Here is a 24835-nt window from a genome sequence, read left to right as displayed (position 1 = left end):
CCTGATCCTACTGCGGATCGACGGTTCCTACACCACCCCGTGGGACACGACCCTACCAGTCGCCAGACCGCGGCCCTGTTCTCGCTCTATTCACGTGAAGTCATGTTCTACCGGGAAGTGGCATCTCTGACACAGATGCGGGTACCGCAGGTCTATGCTGCTATGCTCGACGACAACGGTTGCGATTTCGTGCTGCTGTTCGAAGATCTTGGTCCCTGTAATGCCGGAAACCAGTTGGCGGGATGTACCTTGCCTCAGGCGCAAGCAGCCATGCGCCAAGCTGCAGCCCTGCATGCGCCCACTATGGACCATCCCGTGCTCGACGCTGCATGGCTGCAGCCCGACCCGCAAGCGAGCCAGATGTTGCGGGATCTGTACCCGCAAGCCCAGGCAATCTTTCGGGATCGCTATGCCGATGCCCTGGAGCCCGATCTCATGGGGGTCTGCGAGGCGTTGAACGAGAATCTCGACCTGTGGTTCGATCGGAAACATTCACGCCGGTCCTTCCTCCACGGAGATTTTCGGCTCGACAACATGCTTTTCGGGGTCATGGGAGGTCAGCAGCCCATTGCCTTGGTGGATTGGCAGACGGCGGCGGCAGGATGCGGCTTGACCGACGTCGGGTACTTCCTTAGCTGTGGCATCGGCTCGGAATTGCGCCGCCCGAACGAACGGGCGTTGCTCGACATCTACTGCGCTGAAATGACCCGTCTGGGCGCGCCACTTACTCTAGACGATGTCTGGGACGACTATCGCATTGGAGCGCTCCACGGTGTTTCTACCGCCGTTTTCAGTGCCGCTTTCGTGGTGCGCACTGGCCGTGGTGATGCCAATTTCCTGTCGATGGCTCGCGGTGCCTGCGAACTTGCGCTTGAACATGACAGTCTCGGGGCGCTGAAGCGCCGGATGGAGCTTGCCTGATGTTGACCAAGGGAGACGACTATCCGCTGCACCAGACCCCGGAACCGATTGCCTATGCCGGTACGGACCGTAACTTCTACGATCGATACTTCTTTAATGGCTATGCACCCGACGGCTCCGGGTTCTTTGCGGTTGCACTCGGCATCTACCCGCATCTGAACGTCGCTGATGCCCATTTCTCCTGCATTCGAGAGGGAGTTCAGTACAACCTCCATGCCTCGCGCGAACTGAACATGGAGCGGTTCGATCTGGTGGTCGGGCCCATCAGCATTGAGATTATCGAACCCCTGAACGTCCTTCGGGTACGAGTGCGCGGGGAAGGGCTGGCGGCGGACCTCACTTTCACCGGCCGCGCTTTTCCGATTGAAGAGCCACGGTTCATCCATCGTATCGGCCCGCGGACCTTCATGGATTACACCCGCCTGACGCAGAACGGCCGCTACACGGGGTGGATCGAAGTCGATGGCGAAAAAATTGATCTGGCCACTGGAACTTGCGGCACCCGTGACCGCAGTTGGGGTGTGCGTCCCGTCGGCGCGTCCGACGCGCAGCCTCACGGGCATGGCGTGGTCTCATCCTTCTTCTGGCAATGGACGCCGGTTAATCTGCCAAATCGCAGCCTGTTTTTCCACATCAACGCTGATCGCCATGGTGCGCCGTGGAACACTCGCGCCGTGATCGCACCGGACGGTGGCGAAACGGAATCGTTCTTCGAAACCCCCGCCGCAGCCATGGTCTCCCCGATTCAGCCGGGCACACGGTGGCCCGCTGGCGGGACGCTGACCATCCAGCGGCCCGAAGGTTCGTTGGCGTTGACGTTTGAACCGCTCGTGAGATTTCAGATGAGGGGGCTTGGCTACACCAGTCCCAAGTGGGGGCATGGCCTTTATCATGGGCCGCTCGCCGTCGAGCGCGAGGACTTTGTCCTGGCTGACCTCGACCCGATGGCTCCAACGCTCGACAATCTCCACGTCCAGATCATCTCTCGCGTGTCCACCAGCGATGGCGAGACCGGCATCGGCGGTTTCGAGCAGCTTGTTATCGGCCCATATGGCCCGTGGGGCCTCACTGAATATTTCGATGTCGGTGCGTAGCCCCGCAAAGGCTGTCGGCGTGCTTGCTGTGGTCGCGATCGGCCTCGTTGTCGGTGCTGCATCGGCGATCATTGCGCTGAAGCACGTCGGCATGGGAGGCGAGGAGTACAGCGGTTGGAGTGGCAGCCGCGTAACCGGATCGGCCGAGGCGGGGCCCTTGCTGCGTGCCAGAGTGGCGCTGACAGGACTGCTGGCGCTCAACCGCAGCCAGGCAATCTACTTCACCCGCAGGGTCGATGATCTTGGCGAACCTCTGCGAGAGGACTGCCATTACCGGCTGGTCGGCGGGCCGTTGCCGGGGAAGTGGTGGTCAATCACCGCATACGCCTCTGACGACTACCTTCCGCAGAACAAGGACGACGCGCTTTCTGTCGACGCCTCGGAAGTCACGCCGGACCAGCGTGGCATCTGGGAGGCGGAAGTCGGCCCGTCGGCCAATCCGGCCATGCCGTGGCTGTCAACCAGGCAAGCGGGCGAGTTCGACCTGACGCTGCGAATCTACAATCCTGCTTCGCAAGCACAGCGGGATTTTGCTTCGATCGCATTCCCGAAGGTCGAGCGCATTTCGTGCGGAGAAAGCCGGTGAGGGGCAGGGTGCTATTTGGCGTTGCCTTCATCGCGGCAGTGGCTGTCGGTCACATGGCAACGATGTTGGCAGCGCCTCAAGTCATAATGCACATCGCGATGCGGAGGCTCTCCGGCGACGGAGAAAGCGTAAACGTCTTCCGCTTCGCAGATCGCACGACCGCAGCTTCCCGGCAGATCGTTCGTCCGTCGCCAGACCTTGCCTACGCCAGTTGCGTCTATGACTTGTCTGCCGGCCCGATACTTGTCGATGTCCCGCCCAGCCCAAACAAGGGCTACGTATCGGTATCGGTCTTCGCGGCGAATACAGACAACGTGGCGGTGATGGATTCACTGCGCAGCCCGGACGGCATCCGCTTTATCATTCAAAAGGAAGGTGGGCTGGTTCACCCCGTCGAACTGCCGGTCATCTACACGCCAACGGAGCGGGGCATCATTCTCGATCGTAGGTTGGCGCCTACCCAGAAGGAATTTGATCTGGCAGACAAGGCGCGCCGCGACGATCGCTGCGCGCCGGTTGGCTGATAGGTCAGGCCCAGCGTTCGCGAAGTGCAAGCAGGGCGAGTGCAGCCTTCGCTGCTTCGCCACCCTTGTCCTTCTGCGCAGGATCGGCGCGCACGATGGCCTGCGCTTCGTTCTCGACGGTTAGGATACCGTTGCCGATAGCGACGCCATCCATTGTCAGCGCCATGATGCCGCGTGCGCTTTCCCCGGCTACGATCTCGAAGTGATAGGTTTCGCCCCGAATGACCACACCGATGGCGACGTAGCCGTCGAAATCGCCTGACTCATCTGCGAGGGCAATGGCGCCGGGAATTTCGAGGGCGCCGGGTACAGTGAGTACTTCCACCTTATGGCCTGCTTCCTTTAAAGCGGCCGTGGCACCGGCGATCAGCATGTCGTTGAGGTGATCGTAAAACCTGGCTTCGACGATCAGAAACTTGGCCATTGGAACTTGATCCTTCAGTGATTGCACATCCGCAGGGCGCGTTTGCGCCCGCCATAGTGCGAGCTTGGCCGGAAGGCCATGGGCGAGATGGTTGGGCCGGTGATTCTTGCATCCGATTCGCTGGTGACGGAAAATAGCGATCTAATTCAGCATAATGCACACTAGAATGTCGCATCATGCATAGATTTCCCCATTACGATGTCATGCATTTTCATGCAAACCTTGCCAGAATGGTCTCTTCTGCAACGGCATTCCCCTACGGAAACCCGCACTTTTAATTATCCGGTTGACAAAGAATTGCTGAAGTTATGTCCTGTCTCCAGGTCACCCGCGGTTAATGACGGGGGCCGCTGGAGAGAGAGGTCTGACTATGAGGGGCAAGCTTTCCCTGCTTGCGGGCGTGTGCGCCGCAGCCGTCGCTACACCGGTTTTCGCCCAGAGTGCGCCGCAATCCGCCGATGAAGGCATTGGTTTGCAGGAAATCATCGTTACTGCGCAGCGCCAGGCCCAGTCACTGCAAGACGTGCCGATCGCGGTTTCTGCATTCTCAGCTGAAAACCTGACGAAACAGCAGATCCAGAACTCGACTGACCTGCAGCTTTCGCTGCCAAACGTGACATTCACGAAGACGAACTTCACGTCCTCCAGCTTTACCATCCGCGGTATCGGTGACTTGTGCGTCGGCGTCTCCTGCGACGCCGCGACTGGAATCCATCTCAATGACATGCCGATGGTTTCCAGCCGACTTTTCGAAACCGAATTCTTCGATCTCGAGCGTATCGAGGTGCTTCGCGGGCCCCAGGGGACGCTGTTCGGGCGAAATGCGACATCGGGCGTGGTCAACATCATTACAGCGAAGCCCGACCTGTCAGGCTTCGGTGCTGCAGGCGAGGCTGACTACGGAAAATATAACTCTGTCCGGCTGAAAGGTATGGTTAACGTCCCACTGGGCGAGACGCTGGGCGTCCGCGTGGCCGGCATGTATAATCGTCGTGACGGCTATACCTACAACATCGGCACAAACAGCCGTATCGACGGTCGCGACATGTACGCATTCCGTGGTTCGCTCCGCTGGGAGCCAAGCCCCGATACAACCATCGATCTTTCGGCATACTATTTCCGCGAAAACGACAATCGCAGCCGCATCCAGAAGCAGCTTTGTCATCGTGATCCGACCGGGGTTCTGGGGTGCTTGCCCGACAAGCTTGCAAACGAGACGACAAACGCAGACTCGACCCTCGCCTCGCTGCTCTCTTCGCGGGAATTCCTTGGCATTGCCGTTTCACCAGCGTTTGCTGCGCTTGGCCTCGGCAGCATCTACAGCAACGACGGTGACGCCAATACCGGTGTGGTTAACCCGGCAGACGTCCGCACTGTCGATATCGATTACCTGCCGACCTATTTCGCGCAGGAAGAAGTCTACCAGGGCAAGCTGCAGCAAAGCCTTGGCACCGGCCTGACGCTGAACGTCACGGCAGGGTTCTCGCGAAATACGGTCCGCAGCCGTTCTGACTACAACCTCGCCACGCAGCGCAGCCTGGTCGGCAACCCAGGTCTGGCCGCTCTAGCTGCATTCGCACAAAGCCCGACGCTGGGCTTTGCCTTCGCCCCTATTGCGGCAAGGCTTATCCCCAACGGTCCCACCGGAAAGATCTGTCAGTCCGACATCGATCCGAACAACGTCGGCGTCTATGGTGCTGGCAACAAGGCAGTCTGCGCCAACACGTCGCTTGATTTCGACGAGTCCGGACAGGAATACAAGCAGTACGCTGCCGAGGCGCACATTGACTCCGATTTTGACGGGATGTTCAACTTCCTGATCGGCGCAAATTACCTGCGTGGCATCACGACGAACAACAATTACTACGTCAATTCATTCGGTCTCGATTATGCGGCGGGCCTTCTCGGCGCGGCGGCAGCAGCAACTGGTGCATTCGGTCCCCAAGCTGTATTCCGTCCTTCGCCCTTCTTCCGCAATAACACGGCGCGGGGTACGCTCGACAGCTACGGCATCTTCGGTGAGACCTACTTCAAGTTCAATGACCAGGTTAAGCTGACGCTTGGCCTGCGTTATAACCACGACAAGAAGTTCACCCGGGCACGCACCACCTTGCTCAGCAACGGCCTGTCGAGTGAGTTCGCTGGCGGTGGTGCAATCTACGCTCCCGTGGGGGCACAAGCGCTCGAAAATGCCTTGAACTATGCAACGGCTGGCGACTTCGACAAGGGTACTGCTGGCGTGCAGGCATTCCAGGAACGCTCGGTCAGCTTTGGCAGATTCACCGGCCGTGCGGTGCTCGATTACCAGATCAGCCCGGACAACCTGATTTACCTGTCATACTCGCGCGGTTACAAGTCAGGCGGTATCAACCCGCCGCTTTCGGTCGGCTCGGTCAATGACTCGTTCAAGCCGGAATCGGTCGATTCCTTTGAAATCGGGTCGAAGAACCGCTTTGGCGCCCTGCAACTGAACCTCTCGGCGTTCTACTATCGCTACAAGGATCTGCAGCTCAGCCGCATCACCGCGCGTACTTCGGTCAACGACAACATTGACGCGAATATCTATGGCGTTGAAGCAGAAGCAATCATGGCTCCGACGCGGAACCTGCTGGTCAACCTGTCGGCCAGCTATCTCAAGACCAAGGTGGTAGGCGATCAATTCTTCGTCGATACCCGTGACGTGTCGGCGGGGCGCTCGGACACCGTGATCATCAAGGACATCACGCTTGGTTCGAACTGCGCCGTAACCGGCGTCAGCGCTGCGGCGGCAAATGGCTTCGTAAACGCCATCAACGCCGGTGTCGGCCTGCGTCCGACCACCCCGATTCCCGGCACGAACACCACTGGCGCGTTCTCTATCTGCGGTGCGCTTGCAGCGCAGGCGGCTGGCGCCGCTGGTGCCGCCTTCGGTGGCATCCGGGTCAGTTCCGGCATCGAAAAGAACGTCCGGGGCAACGAACTGCCGCAGGCGCCGGAGTTCAAGTGGTCGGCTGGTATCCAGTACACCATCGAGATGGGCGACATGTCGATCGTACCGCGTTTCGACATCAACTACACCGGTGAAAGCTACGGCACGATCTTCAATGGCAACATCAACCGGATCAAGGGCTACGAGGTCATGAACGCCCAGATCCAGCTGAACGGCCGCGATGATCGCTGGTACCTGCGTGGCTACATCCAGAATATCACCAATAACAACGCAACGACCGGTCTGTACGTGACGGACCAGTCTTCGGGGCTGTTCACCAACATCTTCACTCTGGAGCCGCGCCGCTACGGTGTGGCTGCCGGCTTCAAGTTCTGACCTCCGACGTCGAACCAGACGCGAAAACCTTGCGCCGGAGCCTTCGGGTTCCGGCGCTTTTTATGTCAAGTCAGTCGAACGCCGCCTGAGGGACCCCGCTGCCGTCGTACACCGGTTGCTTCTGGACCACGCGATACTTGTCGACCTCTGCACCGGTCATGCCGGCCTCTGCAAGGTAGCCGGCCATGGCGCGGTAAAGTGGCCCTTCGAGATGTTCGGCCAGCGCCTCGATGCTGTCCCATTCCTCAAACACCCAGATACGGTCAGGCTTGAGCGGATCGGCATTCCAGACATAGTGGATGCATCCGCGCTCCTCGTACGTCGGCAGTATGAATTGCGCGCCACCGCGAACAATCGCTGCCGCATCCTTGCCTTCAAAGTCGATCCATCCCCACAGTGTCACCCTCTCCACGCCTGCTCTCCTTGTTCGTGATGACAAAAAGCTAGGCGCGCATACGCCAAGGCGGAATTGGCGTTTCCATCAGGTTTGGCTGATTGGGAGGTGGTGGACGCACTAGGGCTCGAACCTAGGACCCGCTGATTAAGAGTCAGCTGCTCTACCAACTGAGCTATGCGTCCGTACCCGGCAAGGGGCCGCTTGGTGGCGGCGAGGGGAAGGCGATGGTGGTGGACGCACTAGGGCTCGAACCTAGGACCCGCTGATTAAGAGTCAGCTGCTCTACCAACTGAGCTATGCGTCCATGCCATCAGGCATTCCCGTTCGGGAGCCGCCCCAATAGCCATTTTTTCGGCCCTGCCAAGCCCCAAATTTGCGTTTTTCAGGACAGGCTTCGTTGGCCTGACCGGCTCCAGCGCTCCACGGCCATGATCGATCCGATGCAGATCATGTTTGTCATCATGGAGGATCCGCCATGGCTCATCCAGGGCAAGGGAATACCGACCACCGGTGCGAGGCCCATGACCATCATCAGGTTGATGCACATGTAGAAGAAGATCGTCATGGTCATGCCCGCTGCCAGCAGGCGTGAGAATCGATCCGGTGCCCGGTTGGCGACCTTCAGGCCCCAGCGGAAGATCAGGCCGAACACGATCAGCACGAAGAGGCCGCCTACCATGCCCCACTCTTCAGCCATCGTCGCAAACACGAAATCCGTGTGCGCTTCGGGCAGATAGTTCAGGTGGCTCTGCGATCCGTTGCCGAACCCCTTGCCAATGATCCCGCCCGAACCGATTGCGATTTTCGACTGCGTGATGTGGTATCCGGTGCCAAGCGGGTCACTTTCCGGATCGAGGAACACCAGCACGCGATTACGTTGGTAGTCGTGAAGCAGAAAAAAGAAGGCAAGGGGCGCAGCGATCAGGCCAGCGGCACCCGCGCCAAGAAACCAACGCAACGGCAGGCCTGCAAGAAACATCACCATCACCGCGCCGAAACTGATCGCAAGGCCCGTGCCCAGATCGGGCTGCAGCATGACCAGACCTGCCGGAACGGCAAGCAGGATCACTGCGGGCAGGAGTCCCCGCCAGCCTTGGGTTTCGCCGATGGGCAGAACGGAATAGAACCACGCCAGGACCAGCACGATGCCGGGCTTCATCAGTTCCGAGGGTTGCAACGTCATGAAGCCAAGGTTCAGCCAGCGCTGGCTGCCACCGCCGACGCCGCCGATCAGCTCGACGAGGACCAGCAGCAGGCATAGAACCACGTAAACCGGCATGGCCATGCGCCTGAACAATTCCTGTGGCAGACGGGCAATGACCATCGCCATCACCAGGAAAACCGCAAAGCGCAGCAAATGCGACATCGACCAGATTTCGAAGCGTCCGCCCGCAGCCGAATCCAGCACCGCCGCACCAAAGGCAACCAGCGCGATAAGGGGAAGCAGGACGCTCCAAGGCTGTCTGGCTATCGCCGCCGGTACGTAGGCGCGCGGCATTATTGCCCACCCGCGGATACGGAAGGCGCAGTATTCGGCGCAGCCGGTTGCAGGACGACAATGGGCGGCGGTTGTTCAGGTTCAGGCCGGGGCGCCGCAGCGTCAGTCTGTGCGGTTGCTGGTTCTTCCGCTGTCTTTCGGTCGTCCTCTACCCGCTCGGTCAACGATTCGTCGTCCGGGACGGTCTTCGGCGCGGTCTCACCATACTTGGCGGCAAACGCGTTGTATCGTGAAGCCATGCGCTGTTGCACGTTGCCACCCCACTGCTTCTCGAATTCCTCGAGCACGGCCATCGCCTTGTCCGGGGCGAAGATGTACGTCATCACGTCTCGTGCGATGGGATAGGCAGCCGCCGAACCGCCGCCGTGTTCGATCACCACTGCGCAGGCGTATTTCGGCTTGTCGAACGGTGCGAAGCAAATGAAGTGCCCATGGTCGCGGTACTTCCATGCCCCGCTCTTCCCATTGGCGATGTTGAGACCGACGACCTGCGCTGTGCCGGTCTTGCCGGCAAGGAGCACATCGTCAACCGGCAGCCGTGCTCTGCCAGCCGTGCCACGGCCGTTGACTACTTCGCTCATGGCAGCGTGGATGTAATCGAGGTGCTCCTGCGAGAAACCCATTGACTTCACAGGTGGCGCATTACGATCCAGCAACAGCCGCGGCATGACCTCACGCCCTGATGCAATGCGCGAAGCCATGACGGCCTGCTGAAGCGGATTGACCAGCATATACCCTTGGCCGATCGTCGCGTTCACGGTGTCGTAGAGGGCCCATTCCTTCTTGTATTTGCGAAGCTTCCACGCGGGATCGGGAACCGTACCATAGGATTGGCCGGGGTAGGGCATCGGGAATTCCTGCCCAAGTCCCAGCCTGCGTGCCATCGTGGCGATCTTGTCCATCCCGATCTGTTGGGCGAAATGGTAGAAGTACACGTCGCAGGACTGGTAGATACCCTTGGCCATGTCGACCGTGCCGTGGCCGCGCCGGTTCCAGCAGTGGAACACGCGATTGCCGACGCGAAGGCCGCCACCGCACCCAACGCTCGCATTGGGATCGAGCCCGGCCTCAAGGAACGATAGTGCCACCATCGGCTTGACGGTCGATCCCGGCGGATACAATCCTCGTAGCACCTTGTTGCGCAGCGGCACGTGGTCATCCTCGGACAGCATCTTCCACTCGACACGGCCAATGCCGTCGGAGAAGCTGTTGGGATCGAAGCTCGGCATCGATGCCATGGCAAGAATGTCGCCGGTCTCGCAGTCCATGACCACGACGGAGCCTGATTCCAGTCCGATGCGTCGGGCAGCATAGTCCTGAAGCCCCGCGTTTATCGTCAGGGCAATCGGTTTGCCCGGCACGTCTTCGCGAGTGCCGAGATCGCGAACGATACGCCCAGAGGCGGTCGCTTCGACACGGCGGGCTCCGGGCACCCCGCGCAGCCGAGCCTCGAAGTGCTTCTCCAGCCCGTCCTTGCCGATCTTGAAGCCGGGGGTGATCAGGAGTGGATTGCGTTCCTTCTCGTAGTCTTCGGCTGATGCCGCACCCACATAGCCCACAAGATGTCCTACTGACGCGCCGGCTGGATAGTACCGAGAATAGCCTCGTTGCGGGATGACGCCGGGCAGTTCCGGCAGACGGACCGAAACCGCTGCGAACTTGTCCCAGTCCAGACTCGAGGCGACTTCAACGGGCTGAAACCCCCGTGCCTTGTCGAGCTTGTCGCGGATATCGCGCACCTTGTCGGGGGCAAGTGACAGCAAGCCTGCCAAGGTGGCCATTGTCCTGTCCGGATCGTCGACCCGGTCAGGAATAAGATCGACGCGAAAATCAGCGCGATTTGCGGCAAGCGCCTTGCCAAATCGATCCAGCACCCAACCCCGGCGCGGTGGAATGAGCGTGAGGTTCACGCGGTTGCTCTCGGATGCGGCCTGGTACTTCTCGTTCTGCGCTACGGCAAGATAGCCAAGCCGCGTTGCCAAAAGCAGGCCCACGCCGCCCTGAAGCGCACCCAGCACGAAGCTGCGTCTCTCGAACCGATTGGTCAGGATCGCCGAGGTGACCGGCAGCCTTTGCCGCATGGTCAGATCCTCTTCAGCGGAAGCAGGCGGATACGGTCGAGCAGAGCCACCAGTCGCGTATTGACCGGATAGAGCACCACCGAAATCAGCAACTGCGGCACGATCACCGTGGGTAGGGGATAAGCCACCGCGAGCCCCGCCAGTGTGGATGTGAGGAAAAGATAGGCAGCAATCAGCGTGCTGGCTGCAAGCCAGTCCTGAACGAAGCCCCGCCACAGGAACTTTTCGTCGATCAGCTCCATGACGAGCATCGTCGCAGACCACAGAACGATGCCCGATCCGAACGGCATGCCCGAGTAAAGATCATCGAACAGTCCCAGCGGCAGGCCGGCCCATAGCGGCAACATGCCGGGGCGCATCATGCGCCAGGCAAGCAGCATCATGTAGGCGAATGGCGGCATCACCGGGGCAGAGGCTATCACCGGTGAGAAACTCGCCATCGATGCCAGCATGATCGTGGCCCATGGAAGACCGATTGCAAGGACTGGCCAAGGCTCGCGATTGATCCGCTTTCGCGCGATCTCTTCCGGCGTTCCGCGCAGCGGGCCGAGCATTACGGCTCCCCTGCGGCGGTTTTGGCGCCACGTTCCTCGATTGCCTCCATCTCTGTACGAGCTGCCGCGCTGTAGGCGGGCTCGACGATGACGAATTCGTTGTCCGCAGGATCTGCGGCGAGATGGCCGATGGCGCCGTCGCGATGCGGGTCAGTTGCCACCGCCACGGGGATGCCGGGCGGATAAAGCCCGCCGGACCCCGACGTCACGAACACATCGCCAGCCTTAACCGGATTGATGCCTTGGTTGATCAGGCGGATGTCTATGCGGCCGTTGGAGGCCCCTTGAACAAATGCCGTCAGCCCATCGCGGGCTCGCTTTACGGGAACGACGTTCTCCGGATCTGTGACGAGCAGCACGCGTGCCGTTCCTGGACCTGCTTCAACAACGCGGCCGATCAGGCCTGACGCCGCCCGCACCGGGAGTCCTGGCCGGACACCGCTCGATGTTCCGGCGTCGATGATCGCATAGCGCCGCGTACTGGCAGCGGTCGATCCGATCAGTCGCACAGTGGCGATCGGCTTGCGTTGCGGATCGACGATACCGAGCAGGGCCTTGAGCCTGCGGTTCTCATTCTGCAGCGATTGCATCGACACCGCGTTGGCACGTGCCGCCTCTACCTCCCGGCGAAGCTCGGCATTCTGGCGGCCGGCATTGAAGTAGGCTCCGATCGCAGCGAACACGCCTTGGCCGGTAGTCCGCCCGGTCGCGCCGGCCCGTCCGACCGGTCGGGCGACTTCGGCAGCCGCGCTTCGCGCAAAAGAGAATGCATCCGGATTTACGAGCGAAGTGATGAGCACGGCAACACCGGCCACGACGCCCAGAATGGCGACAACGTAGCCGGTGAAGATTCCGTACTGCGCCCTGCGCGAATAGCCCGGGCGCCGGTCCTGCGACCGCGCCATCCGTTCAACCCCTTCAATCCGACGCATGGAACCGCGCCGCGATGCAACCCGTGTGCCTCAGCAATACTCGAAATGCCTCAGGCGGTCATCAGCACGCCGCGGTAAATCTGGTCTTCCATGGCGCGACCGGTGCCGAGCGCCACGCACGACAGCGGATCTTCGGCGACGCTGACAGGCAGGCCGGTTTCCTCGCGCAGATGCTCGTCGAGACCGCGGATCAGCGCGCCACCACCGGTCAGCACGATGCCCTGGTCGACAATGTCGGCAGCAAGTTCAGGCGCCGTGTTTTCAAGCGCGATGCGTACGCCTTCAACGATCGCGCCGATCGGTTCGGACAGGGCTTCAGCAATGTTTGCTTGCGTGATCGTGATTTCCTTCGGCACCCCGTTGACCAGGTCACGTCCCTTGATGTGGATCGTCTCGCCGATGCCGTCGGCCGGGGCCGTGGCAATACCGTAGTCCTTCTTGATACGCTCCGCCGTGGCTTCACCGATCAGCAGGTTATGATGACGGCGGACATAGGAGACGATCGCTTCGTCCATCTTGTCACCACCCACGCGCACCGAGGTGGTGTAGGCAAGGCCGCGCAGCGAAAGGACGGCAACCTCGGTCGTACCGCCACCGATGTCGACCACCATTGAACCGACCGGTTCGGTGACCGGCATGTCGGCGCCGATCGCCGCAGCCATCGGTTCAAGAATGAGGTAGACCTGGCTGGCGCCCGCATTGCTGGCCGCGTCGCGAATGGCGCGGCGCTCGACGCTGGTGGAACCCGAGGGCACGCAGATTACGATTTCGGGATAGCGCAGGAGGCTCTTCGATCCGTGAACCTTGCGGATGAAGTGCTTGATCATTTCCTCGGCCACTTCGATATCGGCAATCACGCCGTCGCGAAGCGGGCGGATCGCCTCGATGTTGTCAGGTGTCTTGCCCATCATCATCTTGGCATCGTCGCCCACGGCCTTGACCCGCTTGATCCCGTTGATCGTCTCGATGGCGACGACGGAAGGTTCGTTCAGAACGATGCCGCGATCCTGCACATAAACCAGCGTGTTGGCCGTGCCGAGGTCGATCGCGATGTTCTGGGAACCGAACTTGAAGAATCGGGAAAAGATCGAAGCCATCTAAGAATCCGTGATAATCTGCGGTTTGGCGCACGGGCACGCGCCAGACCCCTCCAGAAAGTGCGCCCGGGAAGGCGGCTTCCTAGCAGGCGCTTGGCGCAAAGCCCATGGGTTTGTGCGGGATTGGACGGATAACTTCACCACTTGTCTCGAAATAAATCGGCTTCGGCGCTAGTCGTGTCAGGACCATGCGAGTCATCCGCCGCCTTCCCGAAACGCTCATCAACCGCATCGCCGCCGGAGAGGTGGTCGAGCGCCCTGCAAGCGCGCTCAAGGAGTTGGTTGAAAACGCCATCGACGCCGGCGCAAGCCACCTCCACGTGCGCCTGTCCGAAGGTGGGCTGGCGATGATCGAGGTGTCGGACGACGGGTGCGGCATGCGGCCCGACGAGATCGAGCTCGCGCTCGAACGTCATGCCACGTCCAAGCTCCCAGACGAGGCGATCGAGATGGTCGAAACCCTCGGCTTCCGTGGAGAAGCCCTGCCATCAATCGCCTCCGTCGCTCGCATCACCATCGAATCCCGACCGCAAGGCACCGCCGATGGCTGGAAGCGCGTGGTCGATAACGGTGTTCTCGTGTCAGAAGGACCTGCTGCGCTTCCCCCGGGGACGCGCGTCCGGGTGGAACAACTGTTCGAGAAGATCCCCGCGCGCCGCAAGTTCCTGCGCAGCCCGCGTTCGGAATGGGCGGCCGCTTCCGACGTCGTTCGCCGCCTCGCCATGGCCCGGCCTGACATAGGCTTCACCCTGGAACATGATGGCCGCCGCGCGCTTCATGTGCAGGCCGGAGACACGCTCGAGGCGCGGGTCGCTCAGCTCGTTGCCCGTGAACTGGCCGGAAATTCCGTCGAGGTGGACCTCTACCGGGGTGATTATCACCTCACCGGGATAGCCGGATTGCCAACCTACAATCGCGGCGTTGCCGATCACCAATATCTCTTCGTGAATGGGCGCCCTGTGAAGGATCGCCTGCTGATCGGTGCGGTGCGAGGTGCCTATGCCGATATGCTGGCACGCGATCGCCATGCAGTCCTTGCCCTGTTCCTGCAGGTCCCGGCGAGCGAAGTTGACGTCAATGTCCATCCCGCCAAGTCCGAAGTCCGTTTCCGCGATCCGGCCCTCGTGCGCGGCATGGTTGTCTCTGGCCTGCGCCATGCGCTGTCCACAGGCGATCAGCGCAGTGCGCAAGCTCCTTCGGCAAGCGCAATGGCGGCTTGGCAGGCAGAGCCGATCGTGCCGTCACCCTCGCCCGGTGCGCAGGGAAGCATGTTCTCGCAGCAATGGCGCCCCGAGACGCGCGTGAGCGAGGCTGGGCAAGCGTGGCGTGGCTACGAGCAATCCGTGCTGGCGCCGCCTCAGGCGCGAGCCGAAGTCGCCGTCGAACCGGTCACTGAATCTGCACGGCATCCCCTTGGCGTTGCCCGTGGACAGATCTCCAACACCTATATCGTTGCAGAAGCGGAAGACGGTCTCGTGATTGTCGATCAGCATGCGGCGCATGAACGTCTCGTCCTCGAACGGCTGCGTGCTGCCGGGGCAGGGCAGGGCACTGCGCCCGCTCAGGCGTTGTTGATCCCGGAAGTTGTCGAGCTTGAAGAAGTCGCGTGTGACCGGCTGGAAGAAGCGTCGCCCAAGCTTGCCGAGTTCGGTCTCGCGCTGGAGCGCTTCGGGCCTGGCGCGATGCTGGTACGATCCGTCCCTGCGGCCTTGGCCAAGGGGGATCCGGCACAACTCGTGGCGGATGTGGCAGATGACCTAGCGCACCATGGCGATGCCTTGCTCCTGGGAGAAAAGCTCGATCTCGTCCTGGCGACGATGGCCTGCCACGGTTCGGTGCGGGCAGGGCGGACATTGTCCGTCGTGGAGATGAATGCCCTCTTGCGCGAAATGGAAGTGACACCCCGCTCGGGGCAGTGCAACCATGGCCGTCCAACATGGGTCAAGCTGGCCCATGCCGACATAGAAAAGCTGTTCGGGAGAAAGTGATGCTGCACGCTAAGGCGCAGATTGCCGTGTTGTCCGCCATGGTTCTCGGACTTGCCTCTTGTTCGGACAAGGAGCCAACCGATGCCGAGGCGATTGCCGCAGTGGAGGCAGCGCAGGACGGCAAGCCACCGGTCAAGCCATTGGCGCTGCAGCCAATCCTCTACCCGGATATCAGCCAGAACAAGCTCCACGGCACCGGCTGTGCATTCGTCGCCGAAGGCGGCGGCCTTGGGGCTGTCCTGTTGGCGCAGGATAAGCGCGGAGTTATCAAATATGGCGACCACATCCAGGTTCTTGCGCCTGATGCCGGTTCTGCAAGGATGCCGAAGGGCAGCTTTTCGCGTTATACCGGCAAGGAAAATGCGGTCACATTAACGGCTGACGGCCCGGTCACACCCGTAGGCACGACCGAACAGTTCAAGGGCAGGATGATCGTGACCGACGCGTTCGAGCGCCCGGTCTATGAAGCGACTGGTGACGTTCAATGCAAGGCGATCTGACCCGTCAGGTAGTAGCCTTCTGGTCCCGTACGCGGATCAGTCCGATGGATTTCATGGTCATCACGACCACACCGTCCTGATTATAAACGCGCACGTTCGAGCGGAAGCTCCCCATTTCCGGACGCGACGCGCTCCGCTTCTTGTCGACGATTTCCGTTTCGACCGAAAGCGTGTCACCCGGATAGACAGGCTTCAGCCAGCGTATCTCGTCAAGCCCGGGTGACCCGAGGCCAGCCTGCTTTCGTTCCTTCAAATTCTCCACCAGCATCGCCATGGTCATCGCGCAAGTATGCCAGCCGCTGGCAGACAGCCGACCGAAATGGGTCTGCGCCGCCGCCTCGTCGCTCAGGTGGAACGGTTGCGGGTCGTACTTTGACGCAAAATCGATCACTTCCTCTCGGCTGACGGCATAGCTTCCGAACCGCTGGATCGCGCCAGGCTCGATATCTTCGAAGTACATCATTCGGTCAGGTTCGCTGCGTCTAGCCATAAAGTCAATCGCGCGATTAAATGCTGATTGCCCGCAAACCCTTGGCTGGCGGGGTAGGGTCCGGAATGATCCGGTACCGCGCAGTGATGATGCTGAACACGCCGAAGAGCAGAAGCCCTGCTGCCACGAACTGGAAGCCAGTCTCCATGTCTCGCAAATTGTTGATGGCTTTGCCCAGCGAGACGACCTCTTCGCTCTCGCCGAACCATGCGGTGCGGAGCAGTGACCACCCGATCAGGGCCATCACCACAGCCCGTGCAGCATGGCCGGCACGGCCGATCCAGCACGTGAAGCGAGGCGCTCGCGAAGAAATATGGCGCATGAAGCCCGCCGTAACGGCGCTGCGTGCCTGGAATATTGCTGCAATCAGGATAGCTACGCCAATAATCCCCAGAAGAGTGCTGCCAAAGGGGAAATCAAGCACGCCACTAGCCATCTCGGCGGACGAATCTTCACCTGCACCACGGGCGCCGCTGGCTATCCGTGCGGCTGTCCAGGCAAGGCCCAGATGGATCACGGCGCTGGCGAGATAACCCACTCTCGATGCGCGCCCCTTCCACGAGGTGCCCTTGCGCTCGATATCGAACAGGGCTGCGGAAAGGCGATAGAGTGCGTAACCGACCAGACCTGCGGATGCGACATAAAGGACCACCGGTCCACCCGGAATGGCATTCAGCACGCGGAAGATGTCGCCGGCACCATCGTCAATGTCAGACTTTCCCGCAGTCAGGGCAAGGTATCCAAGCAGGACATAGACAAGGCCGCGTGCAGCAAATCCCACTCGCGCCAGCCACACCACTTTCTCCGACTTGTCGACCACCAGCGCGTTCCTCTTTCCAGTTCGGGCATGGAACGCGCCGGAGGCCAACCGGTGCCGGGCCGGTCAGTTCATTGTCGGCATGAAAAGCATCCACAGGGCCATGCCGACCATGACGACATTCTCGGTGAGCGACACAAAACCGAGCGGGACGCGCCCCGATCCGCCCACGCAGGCACACTTGAGCTCGCGCTTCTGGACATAGACTGCGTAAAAGACCGAGATGCCGCCGATGGTGCCGATGAACAGGGCAATCGGGATGGATAGCCAAGGCAGTGCCCTCGCTGCCATCAACACGCCGGCCAAGGCCTCGCCGAATGGATAGAGATAGGCATAGGGAACCCAGCGCCTCGCGAGCAGGTCGTAGCCAAGGAACATGGTCGCAAACCGGTCGACGTCCTGCAGCTTGAGCATGGCCAGAAGCGCCATGGCGAAGGCGATGAACCATTCGATCGCCCTTCCAGTGAACGGCGTGCCAAACGTCGCAAAGCTTATCGCGAGCGCCAGCGCTCCGGCGATCGCGAAAACGGCCAGAACAGGAACGTAGCTCGTGGCATCAGGATCGGCGACTTTCAGGCCAAGGAAGCGCCGCGTATCGTCATGCCCGCCAATGCGTTGTCCGTCGATGAACACTTGCGGCGTAGTCTTGACGTCATGAGCCTGCTTGAAGGCGTCGGTCTCTTCTCGGGTGCGGAGCCAGTGGTCTTCGACCTTATAGCCTTGGCGTTCGAGAAGATGTTTCACCTTCACGCCGTAAGGGCAGATGTGCGTTGGCATGACGATGCGATGCAGCACGGCGGTTCGATTCGGGGTGTATGCTTTTGTCATGAAGCTGCCTATAACTTGCGTACCATGGTACGGAGTCAAGCGATATGGCGATGACGATTTCCGAACTCGCCAGAAGCGCAGCCGTCGGGGTCGAGACGGTGCGCTTCTATCAACGCAAAGGCCTGTTGGATGATCCCCGGCCAGCCCGCAGCGGAAGGGAGGGGCGCAGGCACTATGGCCCCGATGATTTGCGGCGTCTGCGCTTTGTGCGCAGCGCCCAAGGCGCCGGCTTCACTCTTTCGGAAATCGCCGAATTGCTCGCACTCGATGCCGGGCATGACCGACCGCGCGCCCGACAGATGGCAAAAGCACGTCTGGAGGCGATCGATCAGGAGATCGCGCGCCTTGAGACGGCGCGACAATCGCTTCGCAAGCTTGCCCGAGAATGTGCAAAAGGCGACGCCGGACCGTGTCCGATCATCGCCGCCTTCGAGAACTGAGGCTCAGACGTTGAACTTGAAGTGGAGGACGTCGCCGTCCTTCACCACGTATTCCTTGCCTTCCTGCCGCAGCTTGCCCGCATCGCGCGCTGCGCTTTCGCCTCCGAGGCTGACGAAATCGTCATAGGCGATGGTCTCGGCGCGAATGAAGCCGCGCTGCATGTCGGAGTGAATTTCACCCGCCGCTTCCGGAGCCTTTGCGCCAAGATGCACGGTCCAGGCGCGCGCCTCCTTTGGGCCGACGGTGAAGAATGTGATGAGATGCAGCAGGTCATAACCGGCGCGGATCACGCGGGCGAGGCCGGTCTCATGCAGGCCCATTTCCTCAAGGAAAACCGAACGCTCCTCCGGATCCATGCCGACCAGTTCGGATTCGATCGCCGCCGAAACGATCACCGCATTGGCGCCCTCGGCCTTGGCCTTTGCGAACACGCGGGCCGAAAAGGCGTTGCCCTCCGCTGCGCTCTCTTCCTCGACGTTGCAGACATAAAGCACGGGCTTCGCGGTCAGCAACTGGGCCTGCCTGAACACGCGCGCTTCCTCGTCATCCTTCGGCTGGGTCAGGCGCGCAGGCTTGCCCTCGCGAAGCAGTTCCAGAGCCTGGCCAAGCACCGAGGCAATGACCTTCGATTCCTTGTCGCCCGCCTTGGCCTTCTTCTCGGCGGCCGGCACGCGCTTTTCCAGGCTCTCAAGGTCCGAGAGCATCAGCTCCGTTTCGACCGTTTCGGCGTCCGAGATCGGATCGACCTTGTTGTCGACATGCTGAATGTCATCGTTCTCGAAGCAGCGCAGCACATGGACGATGGCGTCAACTTCGCGGATGTTGCCGAGGAACTGGTTGCCAAGGCCTTCGCCTTTCGACGCGCCGCGGACGAGCCCGGCAATGTCGACGAAGCCAAGCTGGGTCGGGATGATCTTCTGGCTGCCCGCGATCTTGGCGAGAGTGTCGAGACGCGGGTCCGGGACGCCGACATTGCCGACATTCGGCTCGATCGTGCAGAACGGATAGTTCGCCGCCTGCGCCGCCTGTGTCTCGGTCAGCGCGTTGAACAGCGTCGACTTGCCGACGTTGGGAAGGCCGACGATCCCGCAACGAAAACCCATCTTCAAACTCCTTGGCTGGCCGCGCCTTTAGCCGGGCGTGCAGCATTTGGAAACCTTCACGGAAATTTCAGGGATTGAAGGCACTAAGTGCTTCATCCGTGGAGAGATTGCGATGAAGAAGCTGGCCTTCCTGACCTTGCCGCTGCTGCTGGCGGCTTGTACCGACAGCCCGCAGGAGCGCGCCGATCGGGCTCGCAAGGCTTTCGCTGCGCACGACTATCGCGCCGCTCAGGTGGATCTGGCCGCTGCGCTGGAGGCCAACCCGCAGGATCCCGCGCTGCTTGAACTCCATGCCCGCAATGCCCTTGCCATGGGAGACGGCATTGCCGCAGGTGCATCCCTTGCAAAGCTTCCCGAAGGTCGGCGACCGGCCGACTTCGCACAGCTTTCGGCAGAAGCGCTGCTGCTGCGTGGCCTGCCGGAAGATGCAATTTCGGCTTTGGGCACGGACACGTCAGCCGCGGCTCACCGCATCCGCGCTCTTGCCCTGCTTGCCAAGGACGATCGCGAAGGGGCCGCAAAGGCCTTTGCCGCTGGTGCTGCCGGGAAGGCCGATGCGCGCTTGCTGGCCAACTATGCGCGTTTCAGTCTCATGCGTGGTGATATAAAGCAGGCCCGTACCTTGGCCGACCGGGCGAAGGCGGCAGACGCGGCGATGATCGATGCGCTGCTGGCCGATGCCGAAGTCGCGACCGCCGAAGGCCGCCTGGCCGAAGCCCTGTTGGCATACGATGCGGCGGCAAAGTCCTACCCTGGCAATCTGGCCGCCTTGGCCGGCAAGGCCGCCGTGCTCGGCGATCTCGGACGGACCAAGGAGATGGACAAGGTCCTTGAATCGCTTGCAGAAGTGAAGGGCGGGGGGCAGGTCGCCTATCTTCAGGCGCGCGCTGCCGCAGCGCGTGGCGATTGGGCTACCGTTCGAAGCGTCCTCCAGGCAAACGAAGCGCAACTGACCGACAAGGATGAGGCGACGGTTCTCTATGCGCAGGCACTCGTAGCGTTGAAGCAGCCTGAGCAGGCTCGGGCCAAGCTCCAGCCTCTGCTTACCCGTAACCCCGGCAGTGCAACGCTCCGCCGCGAACTTGCCAGGGCGCAGCTCGCCGCTGGCGATGCGCGCGGTGCAGTCGAGACGATGCGCCCGTTCGCCGAGGTCCAGACAGCCGATGCCGAGGATCTGCGCCTTCTGGCAAAGGCTGCAGAGGCTTCGGGCGATCCCGAAGCGGCGAGGCTGGCAGAGAAGGCGAAATTCCCGTCAGCGCAGGCGCTGGCGGCTACGCTGGCTCAGGCCGACACGGCAATGAAGCAGTCCAACTGGGGCAATGCCATTGCCGCCTATGAGCGTTTGCTTGCCGTGACTGACGGAAAGAACCCGCTGGTTCTCAATAACATGGCCTATGCCCAGGGAATGGTTGGCAACAAGGCCAAGGCACTGGAATTTGCCGAGAGTGCATACAAGGCCGCCCCGACAAACGCTTCGGTGCTTGATACGCTTGGCTGGCTTCTCGTCGAAAGCGGCAAGGACCGGTCGCGCGGCCTAACCTTGCTGCGCCAAGCTGCCGCCAAGGCCCCCGGCAATGCGACGATCGCAGGGCACTTGCGCAGCGCCGAAAAGGGCTGAGCGCAAGGAAAAAGGGAGCCCACGGGTGCAGGCTCCCTTCCTCGAATTTCCGGTTTGATCAGGCTGCGAGAGCCAGGCGACGCGGCGCAGTCTGACGGCGGCGCGCCAGGGCAAGGCCGACAAGACCGATACCGAACAGCCCGAGCATGCCCGGTTCCGGGACAGGCGTACCGCCAGTTGACCCGCCAGTGCTGCTGATCGTGCCCGAACCGCTGGCCGAGCTGATTCCCGGCACGCCGCTGATCGACTGGTAGCGCACATAGAAGTCGCTGAGCGTCAGCGAACTGACCGGCTGCGAAAAGCTCAGCGTGAACGAACCGGTGCCGGTTTCGCCAAGTGTCAGGCCGCCGCTTCCGCCTCCTGCACAGCTCCCGGTCTGGGCATCCTTGAAGCACACGTCCACGGTGCCAATGCCGTTCGGATAGTTCGAGTTCAGCGTCGTGTACGAAAATGCACCGGTGCTCGTGGCCGACGAGATGGTGGGATCGGTGTTGAACGCAAAGCTCGAGATACGCGAATCCGTAACCGGCGCGGAGCTGGTGTTGGAAACGCTGTAGTCGAACGTGTAGTCATTGCCGGAAATGCCGGTCAGCTTGAACGTGGTCGAGCCGGTCAGCCCGTCGATAGACGTTCCGCCCGAGAAGCCGTCATAGTTCAGCGTGAAGCTGCTGCCGATATCGCCCGAGCCGAGCGTGACGGAATCGGCAAAGGCAGGTGCTGCTGCCATCATTGCTGCACTGGCAGCGAGGCCCGCGAGAACTTTTCTGAAGGTCATCGAAACTGCTCCCCTGAACCGAAAGTCGGTTAATTGTTAGGTAAGCAACCCCTGTGCCAATTACGGATTTCAGCCATTTGTAATGATTAATAATGTTGAGGTCGTAAGATTTCTCGACATGCTCGCAGACGAAGTTGCTCCGCTTTCACCAATGATTCAGGCGTACGTGGCATCCAGTGCCCATGACATCCCGTCTTGCACTAGCCCTTCTTCTTGCCCTGACAGGTTGTGGTGACGATGCCGCCGAGCGTGTTGCTCGCGCCGAGCGTGAAATTGCCGGGATGGAACTGGGCGCGGCCAAGGTCGACCTCACTGCAGCTCTGGCCGACGCGGGTGATGATCCGGCAATTCTTCGCATGCTTGCAGCGGTGCAGCTCCGGTTGGGCGATGGCGATGGTGCAGCCGCCACGGCTTCCCGGCTTGAACGCTCGGGCGGATCACAAGCCGAATTGGCGTTGATCCGTGCCGAGGCGGCCGTCCTGCGGGGCAACTCGGACCAGGCGTTGGCACTTCTGGGGCAGGATGCCTCGCCTGCTGCAGAGCGGGTCAGGGCCGCCGCGCTGTCCGCCAAGGGAGACACAGCGGGTGCCTTCGCAGCTCTGCAGCGGGGCGCAGCATCAGGAGGCGATCCGCTCCTCCTGCGCGACTACGCGCGGTTCCTCATAGCGGCGCAGGATCTCGATGCGGCATCAAGGCAGGTTGAAGCCCTGTCGCGACTTCCGGCCGGAAAATTCCACGCAGCGCTGATTCGCGCGGATATCGCGGTGAGGCGTGGACAGTTTGCCGAAGCGCACGCAGTTCTAGAACAGATGGCCGAGAAGTACCCGCGCGTGCCTGACCCATGGCTGGCAAAGGCGAATGCCTTTGATCTCCAGGGCAAGCTTGACGATGCCTTGGCAATGACTTCGCGGGCAGCTGCAATCGCGCCGGATGATCCGCGCGTTCGGGATCTGCAGGTGCAGTTTGCGTCGATGAAGGGCGAATGGGACAAGGTCCGATCGCTGTTGGCCAGGCAGGAGCGCGATCTCGATCCCCTGTCTGGCAATGGGCTCAGCTATGCCGAGGCGATGTTGCGGACCGGACATCCTGAACAGGCACGGGCGATGTTCCAAAGGGCGCTCACGCGCTCACCTAACAATCCTTTTGCGCGCATCATGTTGGCAGAAGCGCAACTGGCGACAGGGGACTCCCTTGCCGCTTTCGGTACGGTACGCCCTCTTGCAGCCAGCCAGTTGGCAGGCCCGCGGGAACTCGAGTTGGCGGTAAAGGCGGCCGACGCCGCGGGCCTGCCCGATGCAACGCCGTTGCGCGCGCGGCTGCGTACCGCTCAGGCAGGACAAGCCCAATCACTGGCAGCTGAAGGCCAGACCGCCTTGGCACGCGAAGACTGGAGCGCTGCGGCACAGGCCTATGCACAACTTGCGCAGTCAGGAGATGACCCGGAGGTCCTCAAGCGACTGGCGCTTGCGCTTAGCCATGCCGGGAAGGGCGAAGAGGCGATCAGGGCGGCCGACAAGGCGCGCGCACTGCGCCCCGAAGATCCTGATACGTTGTACATGGCCGGTCTGGTTCGCGCCCGGATGGGAACGGACCTGCCGAAAGCAATCACCCTTCTCCGCAAGGCGAGCTCGGCCGAACCGACGAACGTGGTGTTTCGCAACACTCTGGCCCGCTATCAGACGCAGACGGGCGCCTGATAGCGGGATTGAGTCAGGCGCGGGGCTTGGTCTTGCGTGAGCGGGCGAAGCCAATGCCGAGAAGCCCGAGAGCCATCATGCCCAGCATGCCCGGCTCCGGCACAGCCGTGCCGCCCGAAGTGGTGGTCGTGCCACCGGACGTCGTCGTCGTTCCACCTGAGGTAGTGGTCGTACCGCCCGAAGTGGTGGTGGTGCCACCAGAAGTCGTCGTGGTGCCACCCGAAGTGGTGGTCGTGCCGCCTGAAGACGTCGTACCCCCACAGAGCGACGAGCCACCGCTGTGTCCGCAGTTGCAGTAGTGCTTGTGAGTCAGCCACCAGGTTGCGTTGGCTGGCGAAGCAGCTGACAGAACCGCAGTTGCTGCCATGGCCAGGAAGATTGAGCGAATGTTCATGTTAACCCCCGTTGGTTAATCGCAGTCTGTACTTGGCTAAGCAAAACCGGTGCCAACTGCGAAATTGCAGGGTGTTACGTGGTTAACCTTCGCTGACGCCAAGGCCGATGTAAAGCAAGGCGACGAATAGTGTTTCCCGTTCGTTTCCGGAACGTCAGCCATTCTGCCGCAAGGCAACATCGTTCATGAAACGAACGTCATCTTTCGAAGCAAGCCAGCCCGCTTCGGAAGCGACTGCTCCCAGCATTTCGATCAGCTCGTCCTGCTCTGCCTTGGCGAATGCGCCCAGGACATGACCCGTGACGCGCTCCTTGTGGCCCGGATGCCCGATGCCAAGCCTGACTCGCCGGAAATCGGCCCCAAGATGCTGATCGATCGAGCGCAGGCCATTGTGGCCGGCAGTACCGCCGCCTTGCTTCACCTTGACCTTGAACGGCGCAAGATCGAGCTCATCGTGGAACACTGTCAGTGCGTCCATGCCCAGCTTGTAGAAGCGCATCGCTTCGCCGACGGAACGCCCACTCTCGTTCATGAAGGTCGAAGGCTTGAGCAGCAGGACCTTCTGATTGCCGATCCGGCCTTCCTGCAGCCAGCCCTGGAACTTCTTCTGCACTGGCCCGAAGTTGTGGACCTCGGCAATCGTGTCGAGTGCCATGAAGCCGACGTTGTGCCTGTGAAGCGCATATTGCGGTCCGGGATTTCCGAGGCCGACCCAGAGTTGCATGTGCGGAAATTCCTTGGTTGCGAGGCCCTGCGCCTTGCCAGATAACAC

The 24835-nt window shown here is 61.3% G+C and carries 24 protein-coding genes and 2 tRNA genes; 10 read left to right on the top strand and 16 right to left on the bottom strand.

Annotated features, from left to right (window positions below):
- The first annotated feature begins 39 nt into the window (after positions 1 to 39).
- From AC3WLM_RS01830 to AC3WLM_RS01815, 4 genes are all read left to right on the top strand, one after another.
- Positions 40 to 921, top strand: a complete 882-nt coding sequence (locus AC3WLM_RS01830; RefSeq protein ID WP_492476431.1) for a phosphotransferase family protein — start codon at positions 40 to 42, stop codon at positions 919 to 921.
- Complete coding sequence (locus AC3WLM_RS01825; RefSeq protein WP_492476430.1) at positions 921 to 2015, top strand: Rv3169 family protein; 1095 nt, start codon at positions 921 to 923, stop codon at positions 2013 to 2015. Before AC3WLM_RS01830 ends, AC3WLM_RS01825 begins: the two co-directional genes overlap by 1 nt.
- A complete protein-coding gene (locus tag AC3WLM_RS01820; protein ID WP_492476429.1) occupies positions 2008 to 2601 on the top strand; it encodes a DUF1214 domain-containing protein in 594 nt (197 codons plus the stop codon). Before AC3WLM_RS01825 ends, AC3WLM_RS01820 begins: the two co-directional genes overlap by 8 nt.
- Positions 2602 to 2687: 86 nt before the next feature.
- Positions 2688 to 3125, top strand: a complete 438-nt coding sequence (locus AC3WLM_RS01815; protein ID WP_492476428.1) for a DUF1254 domain-containing protein — start codon at positions 2688 to 2690, stop codon at positions 3123 to 3125.
- A 4-nt stretch (positions 3126 to 3129) separates the two neighbouring features.
- Here the strand turns inward: AC3WLM_RS01815 and ribH are convergent, their stop codons facing one another.
- Positions 3130 to 3549: a 6,7-dimethyl-8-ribityllumazine synthase gene (ribH, locus tag AC3WLM_RS01810; protein ID WP_039331220.1), complete on the bottom strand. Its 420-nt coding sequence runs from the start codon at positions 3547 to 3549 to the stop codon at positions 3130 to 3132.
- A 370-nt stretch (positions 3550 to 3919) separates the two neighbouring features.
- On the opposite strand from ribH, the gene AC3WLM_RS01805 reads away from it, so the two are divergent.
- A complete protein-coding gene (locus AC3WLM_RS01805; protein ID WP_492476427.1) occupies positions 3920 to 6853 on the top strand; it encodes a TonB-dependent receptor in 2934 nt (977 codons plus the stop codon).
- A 70-nt stretch (positions 6854 to 6923) separates the two neighbouring features.
- Here AC3WLM_RS01805 and AC3WLM_RS01800 read toward each other — a convergent pair whose 3' ends face one another.
- The 8 genes from AC3WLM_RS01800 to AC3WLM_RS01765 form a co-directional block, all read right to left on the bottom strand.
- Positions 6924 to 7265, bottom strand: a complete 342-nt coding sequence (locus AC3WLM_RS01800) for a putative quinol monooxygenase (RefSeq protein WP_193828128.1) — start codon at positions 7263 to 7265, stop codon at positions 6924 to 6926.
- 91 nt (positions 7266 to 7356) lie between these two features.
- Positions 7357 to 7432, bottom strand: a tRNA-Lys gene (locus tag AC3WLM_RS01795).
- A 46-nt stretch (positions 7433 to 7478) separates the two neighbouring features.
- Positions 7479 to 7554 (bottom strand) — tRNA-Lys (locus AC3WLM_RS01790).
- Between the two features lie 78 nt (positions 7555 to 7632).
- Positions 7633 to 8748 (bottom strand): rod shape-determining protein RodA, encoded by a 1116-nt coding sequence (rodA, locus tag AC3WLM_RS01785; protein ID WP_492476426.1) that lies wholly within the window; start codon positions 8746 to 8748, stop codon positions 7633 to 7635.
- The gene (gene mrdA / locus AC3WLM_RS01780) at positions 8748 to 10829 is read right to left on the bottom strand and encodes a penicillin-binding protein 2 (protein WP_492476425.1); all 2082 of its coding nucleotides are present in this window, start codon (positions 10827 to 10829) and stop codon (positions 8748 to 8750) included. Before mrdA ends, rodA begins: the two co-directional genes overlap by 1 nt.
- A gap of 2 nt (positions 10830 to 10831) precedes the next feature.
- Positions 10832 to 11383: a hypothetical protein gene (locus AC3WLM_RS01775; RefSeq protein WP_039331212.1), complete on the bottom strand. Its 552-nt coding sequence runs from the start codon at positions 11381 to 11383 to the stop codon at positions 10832 to 10834.
- Complete coding sequence (mreC, locus tag AC3WLM_RS01770) at positions 11383 to 12315, bottom strand: rod shape-determining protein MreC (RefSeq protein WP_236727041.1); 933 nt, start codon at positions 12313 to 12315, stop codon at positions 11383 to 11385. Before mreC ends, AC3WLM_RS01775 begins: the two co-directional genes overlap by 1 nt.
- Before the next feature lie 50 nt (positions 12316 to 12365).
- Positions 12366 to 13412 carry a rod shape-determining protein gene (locus AC3WLM_RS01765; protein WP_039331208.1) on the bottom strand — a complete coding sequence of 349 codons (1047 nt, stop codon included), beginning with the start codon at positions 13410 to 13412 and terminating at the stop codon, positions 12366 to 12368.
- A gap of 188 nt (positions 13413 to 13600) precedes the next feature.
- Between AC3WLM_RS01765 and mutL the strand changes: the two genes are divergently transcribed.
- Together mutL and AC3WLM_RS01755 are read left to right on the top strand one after the other, a co-directional pair.
- A complete protein-coding gene (gene mutL / locus AC3WLM_RS01760; protein WP_062347852.1) occupies positions 13601 to 15400 on the top strand; it encodes a DNA mismatch repair endonuclease MutL in 1800 nt (599 codons plus the stop codon).
- The gene (locus AC3WLM_RS01755; protein ID WP_039331204.1) at positions 15400 to 15900 is read left to right on the top strand and encodes a hypothetical protein; all 501 of its coding nucleotides are present in this window, start codon (positions 15400 to 15402) and stop codon (positions 15898 to 15900) included. Before mutL ends, AC3WLM_RS01755 begins: the two co-directional genes overlap by 1 nt.
- Positions 15901 to 15904: 4 nt before the next feature.
- Here the strand turns inward: AC3WLM_RS01755 and AC3WLM_RS01750 are convergent, their stop codons facing one another.
- The 3 genes from AC3WLM_RS01750 to AC3WLM_RS01740 form a co-directional block, all read right to left on the bottom strand.
- Positions 15905 to 16363: a MaoC family dehydratase gene (locus tag AC3WLM_RS01750; protein ID WP_492476424.1), complete on the bottom strand. Its 459-nt coding sequence runs from the start codon at positions 16361 to 16363 to the stop codon at positions 15905 to 15907.
- Positions 16364 to 16406: 43 nt separating this feature from the next.
- Positions 16407 to 17210 carry a DUF1206 domain-containing protein gene (locus tag AC3WLM_RS01745; RefSeq protein WP_492476423.1) on the bottom strand — a complete coding sequence of 268 codons (804 nt, stop codon included), beginning with the start codon at positions 17208 to 17210 and terminating at the stop codon, positions 16407 to 16409.
- A 63-nt stretch (positions 17211 to 17273) separates the two neighbouring features.
- On the bottom strand, positions 17274 to 18035 hold the full coding sequence (locus AC3WLM_RS01740; protein WP_492476422.1) for a MauE/DoxX family redox-associated membrane protein: 762 nt from the start codon (positions 18033 to 18035) through the stop codon (positions 17274 to 17276).
- Positions 18036 to 18079: 44 nt separating this feature from the next.
- On the opposite strand from AC3WLM_RS01740, the gene AC3WLM_RS01735 reads away from it, so the two are divergent.
- On the top strand, positions 18080 to 18475 hold the full coding sequence (locus AC3WLM_RS01735) for a MerR family transcriptional regulator (protein ID WP_039331195.1): 396 nt from the start codon (positions 18080 to 18082) through the stop codon (positions 18473 to 18475).
- A gap of 3 nt (positions 18476 to 18478) precedes the next feature.
- Here AC3WLM_RS01735 and ychF read toward each other — a convergent pair whose 3' ends face one another.
- A complete protein-coding gene (gene ychF, locus AC3WLM_RS01730) occupies positions 18479 to 19579 on the bottom strand; it encodes a redox-regulated ATPase YchF (RefSeq protein ID WP_039331193.1) in 1101 nt (366 codons plus the stop codon).
- A gap of 112 nt (positions 19580 to 19691) precedes the next feature.
- Between ychF and AC3WLM_RS01725 the strand changes: the two genes are divergently transcribed.
- Entirely contained in the window at positions 19692 to 21197 is a 1506-nt protein-coding gene (locus tag AC3WLM_RS01725; RefSeq protein ID WP_492476421.1) for a tetratricopeptide repeat protein, read from the top strand.
- 58 nt (positions 21198 to 21255) lie between these two features.
- On the opposite strand, the gene AC3WLM_RS01720 is transcribed toward AC3WLM_RS01725, so the two are convergent.
- Positions 21256 to 21972, bottom strand: a complete 717-nt coding sequence (locus AC3WLM_RS01720; protein WP_492476420.1) for a cistern family PEP-CTERM protein — start codon at positions 21970 to 21972, stop codon at positions 21256 to 21258.
- A gap of 182 nt (positions 21973 to 22154) precedes the next feature.
- Here AC3WLM_RS01720 and AC3WLM_RS01715 point away from each other — a divergent pair, with 182 nt between their 5' ends.
- Positions 22155 to 23669 (top strand): tetratricopeptide repeat protein, encoded by a 1515-nt coding sequence (locus AC3WLM_RS01715; protein WP_492476419.1) that lies wholly within the window; start codon positions 22155 to 22157, stop codon positions 23667 to 23669.
- Between the two features lie 13 nt (positions 23670 to 23682).
- Here AC3WLM_RS01715 and AC3WLM_RS01710 read toward each other — a convergent pair whose 3' ends face one another.
- Both AC3WLM_RS01710 and pth read right to left on the bottom strand, forming a co-directional pair.
- Positions 23683 to 24063, bottom strand: a complete 381-nt coding sequence (locus tag AC3WLM_RS01710; protein ID WP_492476418.1) for a PEP-CTERM sorting domain-containing protein — start codon at positions 24061 to 24063, stop codon at positions 23683 to 23685.
- Between the two features lie 154 nt (positions 24064 to 24217).
- A complete protein-coding gene (pth, locus tag AC3WLM_RS01705) occupies positions 24218 to 24787 on the bottom strand; it encodes an aminoacyl-tRNA hydrolase (protein ID WP_492476417.1) in 570 nt (189 codons plus the stop codon).
- Positions 24788 to 24835 lie beyond the last annotated feature (48 nt).

The organism is Novosphingobium sp. FW305-C-30-35 (assembly GCF_058783135.1).
This window is presented reverse-complemented; position numbering and strand designations above follow the sequence as displayed.